Genomic DNA, 17,194 nt, shown 5'->3' with positions numbered 1-17,194 from the left:
GTCGTCTCGGCAGCGGCCCCTGGCCACCCGATTCTTGCGCATCGTGACGGCTGCGCTTGGCCGTGGCTGGCTACCTCCCGCCCTTGCTGCCTCCCTTGTCCCAGCCATAGCGAACGCTTCGCTGCCAGCGAGTGTCTGCCTGGCGCAGGGGATTCCTGGGTGGCGGGGAGGGCTGCCGCGCGGCTGCTTTCGCGCTGGGCGTCGGCAGTGGTTTGGCGGAACGGGCAGGCTTGTCGGTCATCGGGCTGGCTGCGGAGCGGCGGCTGAACGCTATGGTAGACTTTGCGCCTATTCTAACGCTCAAGAGAAAACCATGTCCGGCAACACCATTGGCACGCTGTTCACAGTGACTTCGTTTGGCGAGTCACACGGTCCGGCGATCGGCTGCGTGGTCGATGGCTGTCCGCCCGGGCTGGCCATTGCGGAAGCCGACATTCAGTGCCAACTCGACCGCCGTCGGCCGGGGACCTCCCGGCATGTGACGCAGCGCCGCGAGCCCGATCAGGTCGAGATTCTTTCGGGAGTCTTCGCGGGCCGCACGACGGGAACGCCGATCGGCCTGTTGATCCGCAATCAGGATCAGCGCAGCAAGGACTACGGCAATATTGCCGAGACCTTCCGGCCGGGACATGCGGACTACGTCTACACGCAGAAGTACGGTTTTCGCGATCATCGCGGCGGCGGTCGCTCGTCGGCGCGCGAAACGGCGGTGCGTGTCGCCGCCGGGGCAATCGCCCGCAAGTGGTTGGCCGAGCGTTACGGGGTCACGATCAGCGCCTGGATGAGCCAGCTTGGGCCCATCGAAATCCCCTTTCTCGACGCCGCGGCAATTGCCGGCAATCCCTTCTTCGCGCCGAATGCGGCGATTGTTCCGGAACTGGAGGATTACATGGATGGATTGCGCAAGGCGGGCGATTCGGTGGGCGCGAAGATCACCGTCGTCGCCAGCGCCGTGCCGCCCGGTTGGGGCGAACCGGTCTACGACCGCCTCGACGCCGAGATTGCCTACGCGATGATGAGCATCAATGCCGTCAAAGGGGTCGAGATCGGCGCCGGTTTTGCCAGCGTTGCCCAGCGCGGCAGCGAGCATGGCGACGAAATGACGCCGCAGGGTTTCCTCAGCAATCATGCCGGCGGAGTGCTCGGCGGCATCTCTACAGGTCAGGACCTGGTCGTCAGTGTGGCGATCAAACCGACCTCGAGCATTCGTTTGCCGCGCCGTTCCGTAGACTCTGCCGGCAACGCGGCCATGGTCGAAACGCATGGCCGGCACGATCCCTGCGTTGGTATCCGCGCAGCACCAATTGTCGAGGCGATGCTGGCGCTGGTCTTGATCGATCATGCCTTGCGTCATCGCGCCCAGTGTGCTGACGTGCGCTGCGCCACCCCGCGTATTCCCGGCACTGCAATCGATGCCGGGGCGAAGTGACGGCAGCCTGTGGCTCTGGTTATAATCACATGGTCTGGTCGCGCATCGGGCCGGCCGGGATAAGCGAGAGGCTAGGATCATGCAAATTGAGCACCACGACCTGCACCACGAGTTCCCCGAGTACCTGGATTCGATTCACGCCCTGAAAGCTTCGAGCGCGCCGTTTGGCGAGATGTATGACGAATACCATCAACTGACGCGCGAGGTCGAGCGTCTCGAGGAAGAAGACCTGCCGGTCGGCGATTTCATCATCGAAACGATGAAGAAGCAGCGCGTACTGCTCAAGGATCAGATGTACCGGATGTTGGTCGCATTCAAGAACAGCGATTGAGCGGCTGAGCAACCAAGCAATGGAGCCTGCGAGCCGCTAGCCGCCGGTTGCTGCGGCAGCATCCGGTAGAATTGCCGGATGCATGCTCTGCCCTACTGGCGTCTTTCCGGCTACTACTTCTTTTATTTCGCCTTCATCGGCGCGTTCTCACCGTATTTCGGGCTCTATCTTAAGTCGCTGTCGTTTTCGGCCTGGGACATCGGGCTGCTGATGTCCCAGATGCAGTTGATGCGCCTGTTCGCTCCCTATCTGTGGGGTGCGCTGGCCGACCGCCTCGGGCAGCGGGTGGCCATCGTCCGCCTCGCCGGCGTCCTTAGCCTGATCGGTTTTTCGCTCTTCTTTGCCGTGCGCAGCTTCGAGGCAATGCTGCTGGCGATGGCTTTGCTGGCCTTTTTCTGGAGCGCCGCGTTGCCGCTGGTCGAGACGCTGACCTTCGATCATCTGCGCGAGCAGCCGGCACGTTACAGTCGCATTCGGCTGTGGGGTTCGGTCGGTTTCATCGTCGCGGTGATGGGCACCGGAGCGCTACTCGACCGGCTGCCGCTGTCCGCGTTGCTGTGGGTAATCGCGGCAACACTGGCCGGAATTCTGATTTATGCACTGGCGGTTCCCGAGGCGCCGGCGCACGCGGCCAGCGATGTGCAGCTGCCGGTGGGTGAAATCCTTCGCCAGCGGCGCGTCAGGGCGCTTTTTGCCGCCTGCGTCGCGATGTCGGCGGCGCACGGCGCACTTTACGTGTTCTACTCGATTCACCTCGCCGAGCATCACTACAGCAAGTTCCTGGTCGGTTGCCTGTGGTCGCTCGGCGTTCTTGCCGAGATCGTGGTCTTTTTCTTCATGGTCGGCTTGCTGCGTCGCTTTGGCTTACGGACCATTTTGCTGCTCAGCTTTGCGGCCGCCATCGTACGCTTCCTGATGATTGGCTGGGCTGTCGACAGCGTGGCGCTGATCGTCATCGCGCAGTTGCTGCATGGCTTCACTTTCGGCGCCTACCATGCGGCGGCGATTGCCGCTGTCAATCGCTGGTTTCCGGGTCGCTCTCAGGCGCGTGGCCAGGCCTTGTATTCGAGCCTGTCGTTTGGCGCTGGAGGCTTGCTTGGCACTCTGCTCAGCGGTTGGGGCTGGGACGTTTGGGGGGCGGCTTCCACTTTCACCATGAGCGCGGCATTTGCGCTGCTCGGTCTGATCTTCGTCGCCGTCGGAGTCAAGAGAAACGATCTCGACGATCCTGGCGGCGGCCAAGCGGCGTCATTTGCCGCGTTGGCACAAACTTCTGGAGGTAAATGATGAGTATCCGTTCTGGCTGTCGTTACTGGCTTCTCGTGCTCGCAGTGTTCGTCGTCGCCGCTTGCGCAACGACCCGCACGACCAGCGCTGGCCGGGTTGGCGTCGATCGTGAGCAGGTGATGCTGGTTTCGTCGGACGAAGTCGATCGCTCCGCCGCCAAGGCTTACCAGGAGGCGATGCAGGCGGCGCAGAGCAAGAAGCTGCTCAATAGCGATGCGCAGCAGAGCGAGCGGGTGCGGGCGATCGCCAAGCGCTTGATCCCGGTGACCGCGGTTTTTCGCGCCGATGCGCCGGGCTGGCAATGGGAAGTCAATGTCGTCAGCTCCAAAGAACTCAACGCCTGGTGCATGCCGGGCGGCAAGATTGCGGTGTACACCGGCTTGATCGAGCAGTTGCAGCTTGGCGACGACGAACTGGCCGCGGTGATGGGGCATGAGATTGCGCACGCGCTGCGTGAGCATGGGCGTGAGAAAGCTGGCCAGTCGGCCGGCCTGGATGTCGCGGCAGCACTTGGCGGGGCCTTGATCGGTGCCTACTTCGGCGTCGATGCCGGCCTTGGCAAAAGCGTCATCGGCGGTGTCGGCGATCTGGCTTTCATGCGCCCCAACTCGCGCGCATTTGAGCAGGAAGCTGACCGCATCGGCGTCGAGCTCGCGGCGCGCGCCGCTTACGATCCGAGTGCAGCGATCTCGCTGTGGGAGAAAATGGGGCGCGTCTCGGAAGGGCAGCCACCACAGTGGCTGTCGACCCACCCCTCGCACGACACACGCATCGCCGATTTGCGTGTTTATGTGCAGCGCGTGCAACCGTTGTACCTGGCGGCGCGCAAGTCGCGCTGAGCGTAGCGAGCAGCGGCGTTAGCCTAGCACTTGCCGGGCGTGCAAGCCAGCACTGACAGCGACCCGCGCGGTGTGACATAATTCTGCCCTCCATGGACCCACCGAGGCCGAACTTCGTCGGATCGTCGACCTATGCCGCAGACCTTGTACGAAAAACTTTGGCAGGACCACGTCGTCAACCAGCAGACGGACGGAACGGCGCTGATCTATATCGACCGCCACCTGGTGCACGAGGTGACCAGTCCGCAGGCCTTCGAGGGCCTCAAGCTGGCCGGCCGCAAGCCGTGGCGCGTATCTTCGATTGTCGCTACGGCGGACCATAATACGCCCACCGAGCATTGGGATCGCGGCATCGAGGATCCCGTCGCACGCCTGCAGGTCGAGACCCTGGATGCCAATATCCGCGAAGTCGGGGCTCTGGCTTTCTTCCCGTTCAAGGATCCGCGGCAGGGGATCGTGCACGTGGTCGGTCCAGAAAGCGGCGCGACCCTGCCCGGCATGACCGTCGTCTGCGGTGATTCGCATACCAGTACGCACGGCGCTTTCGCGTGCATGGCGCACGGCATCGGTACTTCCGAGGTCGAGCACGTCCTGGCGACGCAGTGCCTGCTGCAGAAGAAGTCAAAAACCCTGCTGCTGCGTGTCGACGGGGTTCTCGGCAAGGGCGTCACGGCCAAGGATGTCGCGCTGGCGATCATTGCCCGTATCGGTACCGCTGGCGGGACCGGCTATGCTCTCGAGTTTGCCGGCAGCGCAATTCGCGGCCTGTCGATGGAAGGGCGGATGACGCTTTGCAATATGGCCATCGAAGCCGGTGCGCGGCTGGGCATGGTGGCCGTCGACGAGGTGACCATCGACTATCTGCGCGGTCGCCCCTTTGCTCCAAAAGCGGAGTTGTGGGAGCGTGCTGTCACCCACTGGCGATCGCTGCGCAGCGACGACGGCGCCGAGTTCGACAGCGTGATCGAGTTCTCTGCCGAGGACATCCAGCCACAGGTGAGCTGGGGCACGTCGCCCGAGATGGTGGTGGCGATCGATGGCAGCGTGCCCGATCCGGCGCAGGAGCCCGATCCCGTCAAGCGCGAAGGGATGCAGCGTGCGCTGGTATACATGGGGCTGGCCGCGAATGTGCCGATCCGGGAGATCCCGCTGGACAAGATCTTCATTGGCTCGTGTACCAATTCACGGATCGAGGATTTGCGTGCCGCTGCGGGCGTTGTCCGCGGCAAGAAAGTGGCCGGCAACATCCGTCTGGCGCTGGTCGTCCCCGGTTCGGGGCTGGTCAAGCGGCAGGCCGAGGAAGAAGGGCTCGACGAGATTTTCCGCGCCGCCGGCTTCGAGTGGCGTGAGCCCGGTTGCTCGATGTGCCTGGCGATGAACGCCGATCGCCTCGAGCCCGGCGAACGCTGTGCGTCGACCTCGAATCGTAACTTCGAGGGGCGCCAGGGGGCCGGTGGTCGTACGCATCTGGTCAGCCCGGAGATGGCCGCGGCGGCGGCGATTGCCGGGCATTTCTGTGATGTACGTGAGTGGCTCTGACGGTCATGACAGGTGGAGACACCCCAAATCATGAAAGTCATGACCGTTTCCCTCTTCCCCTGCCCCTTCTCCCGCAAGGAGAAGGGAGTTTCGTGAGTCGCATACGCGACTTTCACATTAACGGAAAGGAGAAAGCATGAAACGCTTGATGCTGCTACTGGGGGCACTGGTCGCGACTGTTTTTCTGACCGCCTGCAACACCATGCAGGGCGTTGGCAAGGATATCTCCAAGGGTGGGCAGGCGATTGAAAAGGCCGCCAAATAGGGCCGCCATACAAGGAAGAGCATGGACAAGTTCGTTCGTCTTGAAGGCCTGGTCGCGCCGCTTGACCGGGCCAACGTCGATACCGACGCAATCATTCCCAAGCAGTTCCTGAAGTCGATCAAGCGTTCGGGCTTCGGTCCGAACCTGTTCGACGAATGGCGCTACCTGGACGTTGGTGAGCCTGGCAGGGACAACTCGCAGCGTCCGCTGAAGCCCGATTTCGTTCTCAATCAGCCGCGCTACCAGGGTGCACGGATACTGCTGACGCGCAAGAACTTCGGTTGTGGAAGTTCGCGCGAGCACGCGCCATGGGCGCTGCTCGACTTCGGCTTCCGGGCGCTGATTGCGGAGAGTTTTGCCGATATTTTTTACAATAACTGCTTCAAGAACGGCATTCTGCCGATCGTCTTGCCGGCGGCCGAGGTCGACGCCCTGTTTGCGCTCGTCGAGTCGACGCCCGGCTGCCGGCTGCTGATCGATCTCGAGCAACAGCAGGTGCTCTGCCCGGACGGCCGCACTTTCTCGTTTGCCGTCGATGGCTTCCGCAAGGAGTGCCTGCTCAACGGCTGGGACGACATCGGCTTGACCTTGCGGCACGCCGAGCTGATCCGGGCCTTTGAAGAGCGGCGCCGAATCGAGCAGCCCTGGCTGTTCGCCTAAGGAAATGAACATGAAGATTTGTATTCTCCCCGGCGACGGGATTGGCCCGGAAATCATGGCCGAAGCGGTGCGCGTCCTGCAGGCCCTCGAACTCGATTGCGAGATGGAAGAAGCGCTGCTCGGTGGTGGCGCGGTCGATGCCACCGGTGATCCCTATCCGGAAGCCACGCAGCGCCTGGCGCAGGCCGCCGACGCGGTGCTGCTCGGTGCCGTCGGTGGCCCGCAATGGGACACTCTGCCGCGTGCGCAGCGTCCGGAACGCGGTCTGCTGGCCATCCGCAAGCAGCTTGGCCTGTTCGCCAACCTGCGCCCGGCGATCCTCTATCCGGAACTGGCCAATGCCTCGACGCTGAAGAACGAAGTCGTCGCCGGCCTCGACATCCTGATCGTCCGCGAGTTGACCGGCGACATCTATTTCGGGCAGCCGCGCGGCATCGAAATGCGCGACGTCGATGGTCGTCAGGAGCGTTTCGGTTTCAACACCATGCACTACAGCGAGAGCGAGATTCGCCGCATTCTGAGGGTGGCTTTCGCGGCGGCGCGCAAGCGCAGCGGCCGACTGTGCTCGGTGGACAAGATGAATGTCCTGGAAACGACGCAGCTATGGCGCGATGTGGCCATCGAGACGGCGGCCGACTATCCCGATGTCGAGCTCAGTCACATGCTGGTGGACAATGCGGCGATGCAGCTGGTACGCAATCCGAAACAGTTCGACGTCATCGTTACCGGCAACATGTTCGGCGACATTCTTTCCGACGAGGCGGCGATGCTCACCGGCTCCATCGGCATGCTGCCTTCGGCGTCTCTGGACGCCAATGACAAGGGGCTGTATGAGCCCTGTCACGGATCGGCGCCTGACATCGCCGGCAAAGGCGTGGCCAATCCGCTGGCCACGATCCTCTCGGCGGCAATGATGTTGCGCTACACTTTTACGCGCCATGACGCCGCCCAGCGCATCGAGAACGCGGTCAAGAAAGTACTTGCCCAAGGCTACAGGACGGCTGACATTCATGAGCCGGGAATGCGGCAGGTCGGTACCCGGGCAATGGGCGATGCGGTCCTGGCCGCGCTGCAGGTCGGGTGAGGGAAGTGATGGCGTGGAAATTTTCTTAGAGGTAGGCAAATGAACAAGGTAGGTTTGGTAGGTTGGCGCGGCATGGTCGGCTCGGTGCTGATGCAACGAATGCTGGAAGAAGGCGATTTCGAACACATCGAGCCGCTCTATTTCTCGACCTCTGCGGTGGGTGGCAAGGCGCCGCTGCTGGCGGGCAAGGACGCGGGCAGCCTGCAGGACGCGATGTCGATCGAAGCCCTCAAGCAGATGGACATTGTCATCACCTGTCAGGGCGGCGATTACACCAGGGAAGTCTTTCCCCGGCTGCGCGCGGCGGGCTGGAACGGTCACTGGATCGACGCCGCGTCGACCCTGCGTATGCAGGATGATGCGGTGATCATCCTCGATCCGGTGAATCGCGAGGTCATCGATGGCGCTTTGGCCAAGGGCGGCAGGAACTGGATCGGCGGCAACTGCACCGTCTCGCTGATGCTGATGGGCCTTGGCGGACTGTTCCGGCATGATCTCGTCGAGTGGGTCAGCGCGATGACTTACCAGGCGGCATCGGGTGCCGGCGCGCAGAATATGCGCGAGCTCCTGTTGCAGATGGGTGCCCTGTACGATGCGGTGAAGGGCGAGTTGGCTGATCCGGCGTCGGCGATTCTCGACATTGACCGCAAGGTGGCTGAAACGATGCGCTCGCCGGACTTTCCGACCCGCAACTTCCGTAATACGGCGCTCGCCGGCAGCGTCATCCCGTGGATCGATGCGGCGGTCGAAGGCGGGCAGTCGAAGGAAGAGTGGAAAGGTGGCGCCGAGGCCAACAAGATCCTTGGCCGCCCGCCGTTCCGTTCGCCAGGCAGTATTCCGGTCGACGGGCTCTGCGTACGTGTCGGCGCAATGCGTTGCCATGCGCAGGCCCTGACCATCAAGCTCAAGCGCGATGTGCCGCTCGACGAGGTCAATGCGATCATTGCGCAGGCGAATCCGTGGGTGCAGGTCGTTCCGAACGAACGCGAAATCAGCGAGTGCAAGCTGACTCCGGCGGCGGTTACCGGCAGCTTGACGGTCCCGGTCGGTCGCTTGCACAAGCTGGCAATGGGGGCGGACTACCTTGGCGCTTTTACGGTCGGCGACCAACTGCTCTGGGGGGCAGCCGAGCCACTTCGGCGCATGCTTCGCATTCTGCTTGACAACTGATTGAAGCGGCACGGAAAAACCGGCTCCCGAAAACCGGTTTTCGCCTTTCGCAGGGCCTCGATTCAGAAGCAAGTTTAGCTTGCATGGCTAACTCCATGATGTTATTTTAATAATCCCGATTTCGACGCTCAGGTGGCGCCGTGGCCAGAAAAATAAGTCAAACAGCAAGGAATCTCAGATTGCGGACATCGGTATGGGCGGTCGCGTCATCGCTGGCGCTGGCCACTCTCCCATTGGCCAGCGAAGCCGCCGGCCTGGGCCAGATGACCGTCTTTTCAGCGCTCGGTCAGCCTTTACGCGCCGAGGTGGAAATCTTTGCGACGCCCGACGAACTTGCGGAAATGCAGGCCAAGCTCGCGGCTCCGGATGAGTTCAAGCGGGCCGGCGTCGACTACTCGTCGACCCTGCTCGGCATCAGTTTTGCGATCACCAAAAACCCCCGCGGCCGCTCGGTCATCAAGCTGCGCTCCGCTCGCCCGATCAACGACCCCTTCGTCGACTTGCTCCTGGAACTCAACTGGGCCACGGGGCGCTTGGTTCGCGACTACACGTTTCTGCTCGATCCTCCCGAGTTTGCCGCCAAAGGAAAGGCCTCTGCAGTCCCCGCCCTGGTTTCCAGGCCGCTGGCGCCAGAGAGATCGACAAGCGAAGCACGTTTGCCCGAGGGCAGAGTGGCGCGACCGGTGTCGCCACCGCCCGTGCTGCAGGCCCAGCCCCTGGCACCGCCTGCGCAAGGGCCAAGCGGCGGCGGCACGCATCGCGTCGAACGCGGTGAAACGCTGAGCAAAATTGCCCGTGAAACCCGTCCTGAGGGAGTGTCACTCGATCAGATGCTGGTCGGTCTGTTCCGTGCCAACGAGGATGCCTTCGATCGCGGCAACATGAATCGCCTGCGGGCCGGCAAGATTCTCTCGATACCAGAGAAGAGCACTCTAGAATCGATCCCGCAGGGAGAAGCCAAGCGCTTGGTGATTGCACAGTCGTCGGACTGGAGTTCCTATCGCCGTAAACTTGCCTCGGCGGCAGCCGTTGCTCCCGCCGCTGAAGAAGAGGCACGGCAGCAAGCGTCCGGTAAGATCACGACCAAAGTCGACGACACTGCGGCGCCACCTGCTGAGCCCATGGATCAGCTGAAAGTCTCGAAGAGCGAACTCGCTGGCGGCAAGCCGGCGACGACCGCCAAGCGCAGCGACGAGGATCTGATCGCCAAGGAACAGGCGCTCAAGGAAGCCAACGAGCGTTTGGCAGCTCTTGAGCGGAACGTGGCCGAGTTGCAGCGGCTGGTCGAGTTGAAAAACCAGAGCCTGGCTGAGCTGGAGAAGCAGTCAGCTGGCCAGTCCGCGCTGGCAGCACCAGTTGCCGCCGCAGTTCCTGCTGCTGCCCCTGCGGTGGCGATGGAAAAGCCCGCAGAGCCACCCGCTCCGCCTGCCGTGAGCCGGCCGAGCGAAGTGCCCGCGCCGGCCGAGCAGAAGGCCGAAGAAGCTCGAGCTGAGAGCAAAGCGGCAGCGCCCAGCCCGGTCGAGCCGCCAAAACAGACAAGCGCGCCGAAAGCCAAGATTGTCTTGCCGCCGCCCGAAGAGCCAAGCTTCGTCGAAGGCTTGCTGACCAGTACGCCAGTCATGGCAGGCGGTGGTGGCATCCTCGCGCTGCTCGCCGCTTACTGGCTTGCCAGACGTCGCCGCCAGAGCGCGGCTGAGAGACCTCTCGATTCACAGACCAGCACGCTTGGAGCGAAGGGCGACAGCCTGATCGCCAACTCGGTATTCCGCAGTACCGGCGGGCAGAGTGTGGATACCTCGCACTCCATGGCGCAGACTGATTTCAGCCAGGTGGGTCCCGGCAGTATCGACACTGACGAAGTTGATCCGGTTGCCGAGGCTGATGTCTATATGGCGTATGGACGCGACGCGCAGGCCGAAGAGATTCTCCTGGAGGCTCGTCAGAAGGATCCAGGGCGGCTTACGATTCACCTGAAACTGCTCGAGATTTACTTTGGCCGCAGGGATGTCAAGCCGTTCGACGCCCTGGCGACGGAGCTGTTCAACGCTACCGGCGGCATCGGCAGCGAGTGGGGGAAAGCGGCCGAGATGGGCCTCCAGCTCGATTCTAGAAACGCCTTGTTTGGTTCGGCTGCGCAGGCGGAGCCCGCGCTGGCGACAATCGACTCCCGGCCGGCGGACGACGATGGCCTTGATCCCGGCGACAAAACTATCGCCATAGAGCGGCCCCTTGAAGAAGCTATGGCCTTCGAGTCGCCGTACGAAAAGACGATGGTCGTCGGGCGCGATGCGCCTGCTGCACACGCTGCAGCGTTCCCCTCGGACGATACGCTTGTCAAGCCGGCCGAGCCCAAGCCGGAGCCGTTGCTGGCGCAATCGCCAAAAGCAGCCGCAGTTGACGTCGAGGCGACGGCAGCAAGCTTGACAGCGATGGCCGATCTGGCGGACCTCGATTTTGATCTTGGCAAAGGCGACGGGAAGCCACAGACGCCAGCACTTGCCGACGACGATTTTCTCGAGACGACGCTCTCCTTCCCGAACCCAGCAGCAGGGGATGCGCTTGATTTTGACCTGGCCACCTCCTTGCCGAAAGCGCCGAGCTTGCCGGATGCCGAGTTTGACGACGCCGAACCTGATGCTCCGCCAACGCCGGTGGATGAAGTTGGCATGCCCGAGGAGACCATGCTGGTCGGAACCGGTTTTCGGGAGACGTCTTCGCAGCCCAGCGGGGGCTTCGACTTCGAGTTCGATCTGGGTCCCGAGGAGGCGGTCGACCAGCGCGCCGAGAGAAAAGAGTTGCCGCTGGATGAGCGTGAGGAGTTGCTCGATATCGGGACAGCGGGTGCCGACTCGCTGGAGTTCGATGTCATGCTGACCGAGTCGACCGTCCTTGGCGAGGGGATGCAACATCCCTCGTTCGACATGGCGTCAATCAGCCTGGACCTGGATTTGGACGACAATGACGGGAATGGTCGCGCTGGCGCGGCCGCGGCCGAAGCCGGTGATCTGCCAGATTCGACCGACACCGCGGACTCGCTTTTCGAAGCCGACCAGGAGGACACCCTGGTCAACCCGGATTTCTCGACGACGCGGGCCGATAGCACGCTCGATTCCGCCTTTGCCTCGGACATGGACCTGAGCAGCGAAGTCGAAATCAGCTCCAGTGAAGAGGTGGCCACCAAAATCGACCTCGCCAAGGCGTATCAGGAAATGGGCGATCTCGAAGGCGCGCGTGAACTCCTGCAGGAAGTCATCAAGGATGGCGACGCTGCGCAGCGCGAAGCGGCGCTGGCAATCCTCGGCGAGCTGCGCGAGTAAATATCGACCGCTCAAGCGTCTGACCATGCCGGCCGCGGCAACGCCATGACTTGCACGGTCAAGGGCGTTTCGACAGCTCATTACCGTCGCCGACGCGACTTTCACATTAACGGTCATGACAGTCGAGATACCCCGGATGATGAAAGTCATGACCGTCCCCCTCTCACTTGCAGTGCGCATTCCGGCTTGCACGCCGGAATCGTTCGACGGGCTGGGAGCATGCGCCCAGAATTCCCCGTCTCACCCCCCGGCCCTTCTCCCGCGAGGGGAGAAGGGAGTTTCGTGAGTCGCATGCGCGACTTTCACATTAAGTGGGGGGCTGCTGTGCATCCAACCACCCGCCTTGTCGTCTGGCTGCTGCTGCTGCCGGCGAGCCAGTGCCTGCGTGGCGAACAACTGCTCGTGGCATTTCTCGTCCTGCCGTTTTTTGGCCTGGCCGCACTGCGACGGGCGGCGCGCCTCGCCTGGCGGACGCGCTGGCTTTTCCTGTCGCTATTCGTCATTGTGGCTTGGGGAGAGGCTGGCGAACCTGCGTGGGCCGGCGCTTCCGCTCCTGCTGGCGAGGGTTTGCTTGCCGCTTGCACGCAAAGCGGGCGTTTGCTGCTGGCCTTGTGGGCGGTGGCGATCCTTCTCGAATGGATGCCTGTGCCTGAACTGCTGCTGGCCACCCATCGCTTGCTGCAGCCGCTGCGACACTGCGGCATCGATCCCGACCGCGGCGTCGTGCGACTACTGCTGGTCATGCGCCACATCGAGACCTTGCCACGTCCGCGCGACTGGCGGATTCTCCTCCAGGCGCCGGCGAATGACGGCGATGAAGTGCTTGAACTTGCCGAGCGGCGTTTTTCGTGGTTCGACCCCTTGCTCATGCTGCTCGTTGCTGGCCTGGTCGCTGCCTTTTGTTTGCGGCAGGTGTAGGGCGTGCGCATCGCCTTGGCCGTCGAGTACGATGGCAGCGGTTTTCGCGGCTGGCAGAAACAGCCCGCTGGCGGCACCGTTCAGGATGCCTTGCAGGAAGCCTTGCAGCAATTTGCCGGGATGGCCGTGCGGGTGATCTGCGCCGGGCGTACCGATGCCGGCGTGCATGCGCTGGGGCAGGTGGTGCACTTCGATACCCCGCTCGATCGGCCGATGCATTCCTGGGTGCGCGGGATCAACACCTTTCTGCCGTCGGCGGTCGCCGTGCGCTGGGCGCAGCCGGTGGTCAACGATTTCCATGCGCGGGCTTCGGCTTATGCCCGGCACTATCGCTATCTGCTGCTCAACCGGGCGCATCGCACGGGGCTCTGGCCAGGCCGGGTGGGCTGGTATCACTATCCGCTCGAGCTGAAGGCGATGCAGGCGGGCGCCCAACTGCTGCTCGGCGAACGCGATTTCTCGGCTTTTCGGGCCGCCGAGTGTCAGGCTAACTCACCGATAAAATTCATGCGCAAAGCGGACATCACACGTGTCGGCGAACTCCTCGTCTTCGATTTCGAGGCCTCTGCCTTCCTGCACCACATGGTGCGCAATCTGGTCGGAAGTTTGATTTATGTCGGTCAGGGCAAGCACCCGCCGGCGTGGATTGGCGAGCTGTTGACGGCCGGCGATCGCCGCCTGGCGGCGCCGACATTCGCCGCCGCCGGGCTCTATCTGGCCGCCGTCAGCTACCCTTCACAGTTTGGCTTGCCAGTTGCTGAAGAGAGCTGGCTGCTACCCGTCGGGCCCGGATCGTGAGTGGCGTGCCGGCCATGGCCACGATTCCGCGCCTCAAGATTTGTGGACTGACTCGCCGCGAGGACCTGCTGTGCGCCGTCGACGCCGGCGCCGATGCGCTGGGCCTGGTTTTCTACCCGCCGAGTCCGCGCTTCGTCGATCTGCCGACGGCGGCCGCGCTGGCTGGCGCCGTGCCGCCCTTCATCAGCATCGTCGGACTCTTCGTCAATGCCGAACCGCTGCAGGTGCGCGCGACGTTGGCCGCGTTGCCGATTCATCTTCTGCAATTTCATGGCGACGAGGACGAAGCCTATTGCCGGCAGTTCGAGCGGCCGTACATCAAGGCGGCGCGCGTCAGGCCGGGGATGGATTTGATACAATACGCGGCTGGCTTCCCGTCGGCGCAGGCCATCCTCCTCGATGCTTTCGTCGACGGTTACGGCGGCGGCGGCAAGGTTTTTGACTGGGCGCTGGTGCCGGACTCCCTGGGCAAGCCACTGATTCTCTCGGGCGGGCTGGATGCGGACAATGTCGCTGCGGCGGTACGCCGGCTACGCCCGGCAGCGGTGGATGTCTCGTCGGGCGTCGAGGCGAGCAAGGGAATCAAGGATGGCGCCAAGATTCGTGCCTTCGCAGCCGCGCTGCGGGCGACGGGAAGGGCCGTTTGATGCTGTGCAGGTGGTGCAAGCCGCCGCAAGGAGATTGTTGATGGCCGTTGATATTTATGATTTGCCGGACACTGCGGGCCATTTCGGCCAGTACGGGGGTGTCTTCGTCGCTGAAACCCTGATCGGCGCACTCGACGAACTGAAGGAAGCCTACGCCAGCGCGCAGCGCGATCCGCAATTCCTCGCCGAGTTCGACTACGAGCTGCGGCACTATGTCGGCCGGCCGAGTCCCGTCTACCACGCCAGGCGTTGGTCAGAACTGCTTGGTGGCGCGCAGATCTATCTCAAGCGTGAAGACCTGAACCACACCGGGGCGCACAAGATCAACAACTGCATTGGCCAGGCGCTGCTCGCCCGGCGCATGCAAAAGCCGCGCGTCATCGCCGAAACCGGCGCCGGTCAGCACGGCGTGGCGACAGCTACCGTGGCTGCGCGCTATGGCATGGAGTGCGTGGTCTATATGGGTGCCGACGACATCCAGCGGCAGATGGCCAATGTCTACCGCATGAAGTTGCTCGGGGCGACGGTGGTGCCGGTCACTAGCGGCTCGCGAACGCTCAAGGACGCGCTCAACGAAGCAATGCGCGACTGGGTGGCACAGGTTTCCGACACTTTCTACATTATCGGCACAGTGGCCGGTCCGCACCCATATCCGATGATGGTGCGCGACTTTCAGTCGATTATCGGTCGTGAATCGATTGCGCAGATGCTGGAGCACTGCGGTCGCCAGCCGGATGCGGTGATTGCCTGTGTCGGTGGCGGCTCCAACGCGATGGGCATTTTCCATCCCTATATCCCGGTGGCCGGGGTGCGTCTGATTGGTGTCGAAGCGGCGGGCGACGGGATCGCGACCGGGAAGCATGCCGCTTCGCTCACCGCTGGTCGCCCCGGCGTGCTGCACGGCAACCGGACCTATCTCCTGCAGGATGAGAACGGCCAGATCATCGAGACGCATTCGATTTCGGCGGGTCTCGATTATCCTGGGGTTGGCCCGGAGCATGCCTGGCTCAAGGATTGCGGCCGCGCCGAGTACGTCAGCATCGACGACGCCGAGGCGCTGCAGGCTTTTCACGACCTCTGCCGTCTCGAAGGCATTATCCCGGCGCTCGAATCGAGCCATGCCCTGGCCTACGCCAGCAAGCTGGCGCCGACTCTGCCCAAAGACAAGATCCTGCTGGTCAACCTTTCCGGTCGTGGTGACAAGGATATGCACACCGTTGCCGATAAATCGGGCATCAAATTCTGACCATGTCGAAAATAGAGGCGGTATTCGAGCGCTTGCGAGCGCAGGGGCGCAAGGCGCTGATCCCGTTCATCACCGCCGGCGACCCGGATCCGGCGCTGACCGTTCCCTTGCTGCATTCGCTGGTGTTGGCCGGCGCCGACATCATCGAACTTGGCGTGCCCTTCTCCGATCCGATGGCTGACGGGCCAACCATCCAGAGGGCCTCCGAACGGGCGTTGGCCAAGGGCGTAAGCTTACGGAAAGTGCTCGGGATGGTGGCCAATTTCCGTGCCGACAACAACGACACGCCGATTGTTCTGATGGGCTATGCCAATCCGATCGAGGCGATGGGAATCGAGGCTTTTGCCGCTGCGTCCTTCGACGCCGGGGTGGACGGCGTCCTGGTGGTCGACTACCCACCAGAGGAGGCGAGCGCCTTTGCGCAGACTTTGCACCGCCACGCGCTCGACCCGATTTTTCTGTTGGCGCCGACTTCCAGCGAGGCGCGCATGGCGCAGGTTGGTGCGCTGGCCAGTGGCTACATCTACTACGTATCGCTGAAAGGTGTCACTGGCTCGGCAGCGCTCGATGTCGCCGCGGTCGCTGCCCGCATCCCGGAGATTCGGGCACGCACCGGAGTGCCGGTAGGCGTCGGTTTCGGGATTCGCGATGCGGCGACCGCCGCGGCGGTGGCCGAACATGCCGATGCCGTGGTGGTCGGTAGCCGAATCATCGAAGAACTCGAGCGCTCGTCACCCGCAGAGGCCTGTGAGAAAGTGCGTGCCCTGGTCGCAGAACTTCGCCAGGGGATCGATACCGCAACGAATGCGTCGCGAGGAATGCCATGAACTGGTTGAGCAAGCTGCTACCACCGAAGATCAAGAGGAACGGCGCAGGTTCGGCGCGCAAGTCGGCGCTACCGGAGGGACTGTGGAGCAAATGCCCGAGCTGTGAGGCCGTGCTCTACGCCACGGACCTGGCCAGCAACTGTCACGTCTGCCCAAAGTGCGCTCACCACATGCGCGTAAACGCGCGCGCGCGAATCGAAATGCTGCTCGATGGCGAGGGGCGTGTCGAGATCGGCGGCGATGTCTTGCCGGTCGATTCGCTGAACTTCAAGGATAGCCGGCGTTATCCGGAGCGCTTGCAGGCGGCGACTACCGACACCGGCGAGACCGAGGCGCTGCTGGTCATGCATGGGACGTTGAAGACTCTGCCGGTAGTCATTGCCGTCTTCGAGTTCAACTTCATGGGCGGTTCGATGGGCTCGGTACTGGGCGAGCGCTTCGTGCGTGGCGTGCAAACCGCTGTCGAGCAGCGCCTGCCCTTCATCTGTGTCGCCTCGTCGGGCGGCGCACGCATGCAGGAAGGTCTTTTCTCGCTGATGCAGATGGCCAAGGTGACGGCCGTCTTGACGCTGCTTTCGCAAGCCAAGCTGCCGTTCATCTCGATTCTCAGCGACCCGACAATGGGCGGGGTGTCGGCATCCTTCGCCTTTATCGGCGATGTGGTGATTGCCGAGCCCGGAGCTCTGATCGGCTTTGCCGGCCCGCGGGTGATCGAGCAGACGGTTCGCGAAACTTTGCCGGAGGGTTTTCAGCGCTCCGAATTCCTGCTCGAGAAGGGGGCCATCGACATGATCGTCGACCGCCGCGAGATGAAGGATCGAGTCGCGGCTGTGCTGG

15 protein-coding genes and 1 pseudogene are annotated in these 17,194 nt (G+C 63.0%); all 16 read left to right on the top strand.

What is annotated here, in order from left to right; translation table 11 throughout:
* Positions 1–313: 313 nt before the first annotated feature.
* Positions 314–1,429, top strand: a complete 1,116-nt coding sequence (gene aroC, locus E4Q23_RS03105) for a chorismate synthase (RefSeq protein WP_169065279.1) — start codon at positions 314–316, stop codon at positions 1,427–1,429.
* Positions 1,430–1,508: 79 nt separating this feature from the next.
* Positions 1,509–1,760, top strand: a complete 252-nt coding sequence (locus E4Q23_RS03100; protein WP_169065278.1) for a YdcH family protein — start codon at positions 1,509–1,511, stop codon at positions 1,758–1,760.
* 78 nt (positions 1,761–1,838) lie between these two features.
* Entirely contained in the window at positions 1,839–3,047 is a 1,209-nt protein-coding gene (locus E4Q23_RS03095; RefSeq protein ID WP_169065277.1) for an MFS transporter, read from the top strand.
* The gene (locus tag E4Q23_RS03090; RefSeq protein ID WP_169065276.1) at positions 3,047–3,886 is read left to right on the top strand and encodes a M48 family metallopeptidase; all 840 of its coding nucleotides are present in this window, start codon (positions 3,047–3,049) and stop codon (positions 3,884–3,886) included. Before E4Q23_RS03095 ends, E4Q23_RS03090 begins: the two co-directional genes overlap by 1 nt.
* Before the next feature lie 132 nt (positions 3,887–4,018).
* Positions 4,019–5,425 (top strand): 3-isopropylmalate dehydratase large subunit, encoded by a 1,407-nt coding sequence (gene leuC, locus E4Q23_RS03085; protein WP_169065275.1) that lies wholly within the window; start codon positions 4,019–4,021, stop codon positions 5,423–5,425.
* 136 nt (positions 5,426–5,561) lie between these two features.
* Complete coding sequence (locus E4Q23_RS03080; protein ID WP_169065274.1) at positions 5,562–5,690, top strand: entericidin A/B family lipoprotein; 129 nt, start codon at positions 5,562–5,564, stop codon at positions 5,688–5,690.
* A 21-nt stretch (positions 5,691–5,711) separates the two neighbouring features.
* Entirely contained in the window at positions 5,712–6,350 is a 639-nt protein-coding gene (gene leuD / locus E4Q23_RS03075) for a 3-isopropylmalate dehydratase small subunit (RefSeq protein WP_169065273.1), read from the top strand.
* 10 nt (positions 6,351–6,360) lie between these two features.
* On the top strand, positions 6,361–7,434 hold the full coding sequence (gene leuB / locus E4Q23_RS03070) for a 3-isopropylmalate dehydrogenase (RefSeq protein WP_169065272.1): 1,074 nt from the start codon (positions 6,361–6,363) through the stop codon (positions 7,432–7,434).
* Between the two features lie 39 nt (positions 7,435–7,473).
* Positions 7,474–8,604: an aspartate-semialdehyde dehydrogenase gene (gene asd, locus E4Q23_RS03065; RefSeq protein WP_169065271.1), complete on the top strand. Its 1,131-nt coding sequence runs from the start codon at positions 7,474–7,476 to the stop codon at positions 8,602–8,604.
* A gap of 179 nt (positions 8,605–8,783) precedes the next feature.
* A complete protein-coding gene (locus tag E4Q23_RS03060) occupies positions 8,784–11,921 on the top strand; it encodes a FimV/HubP family polar landmark protein (protein WP_169065270.1) in 3,138 nt (1,045 codons plus the stop codon).
* A gap of 282 nt (positions 11,922–12,203) precedes the next feature.
* Entirely contained in the window at positions 12,204–12,839 is a 636-nt protein-coding gene (locus E4Q23_RS03055) for a hypothetical protein (protein ID WP_169065269.1), read from the top strand.
* A 3-nt stretch (positions 12,840–12,842) separates the two neighbouring features.
* Complete coding sequence (gene truA, locus E4Q23_RS03050; RefSeq protein WP_169065268.1) at positions 12,843–13,637, top strand: tRNA pseudouridine(38-40) synthase TruA; 795 nt, start codon at positions 12,843–12,845, stop codon at positions 13,635–13,637.
* Positions 13,638–13,651: 14 nt separating this feature from the next.
* On the top strand, positions 13,652–14,284 hold the full coding sequence (locus tag E4Q23_RS03045) for a phosphoribosylanthranilate isomerase (protein ID WP_211203617.1): 633 nt from the start codon (positions 13,652–13,654) through the stop codon (positions 14,282–14,284).
* A 40-nt stretch (positions 14,285–14,324) separates the two neighbouring features.
* The gene (trpB, locus tag E4Q23_RS03040; RefSeq protein WP_169065267.1) at positions 14,325–15,530 is read left to right on the top strand and encodes a tryptophan synthase subunit beta; all 1,206 of its coding nucleotides are present in this window, start codon (positions 14,325–14,327) and stop codon (positions 15,528–15,530) included.
* Between the two features lie 2 nt (positions 15,531–15,532).
* The gene (gene trpA / locus E4Q23_RS03035) at positions 15,533–16,357 is read left to right on the top strand and encodes a tryptophan synthase subunit alpha (protein ID WP_169065266.1); all 825 of its coding nucleotides are present in this window, start codon (positions 15,533–15,535) and stop codon (positions 16,355–16,357) included.
* A pseudogene (gene accD / locus E4Q23_RS23245) lies at positions 16,354–17,193 on the top strand (acetyl-CoA carboxylase, carboxyltransferase subunit beta); the annotation flags it as partial. The gene trpA and the pseudogene accD, both read left to right, overlap by 4 nt.
* Position 17,194: the final 1 nt, after the last annotated feature.

Origin of the sequence: Candidatus Accumulibacter phosphatis, from assembly GCF_012939955.1 — a bacterium.
In the GTDB taxonomy this organism is placed as follows: domain Bacteria; phylum Pseudomonadota; class Gammaproteobacteria; order Burkholderiales; family Rhodocyclaceae; genus Accumulibacter; species Accumulibacter delftensis.
The sequence above is the reverse complement of the archived record's forward strand: the minus strand, read 5'-3'. Positions and strand labels throughout refer to the sequence as shown.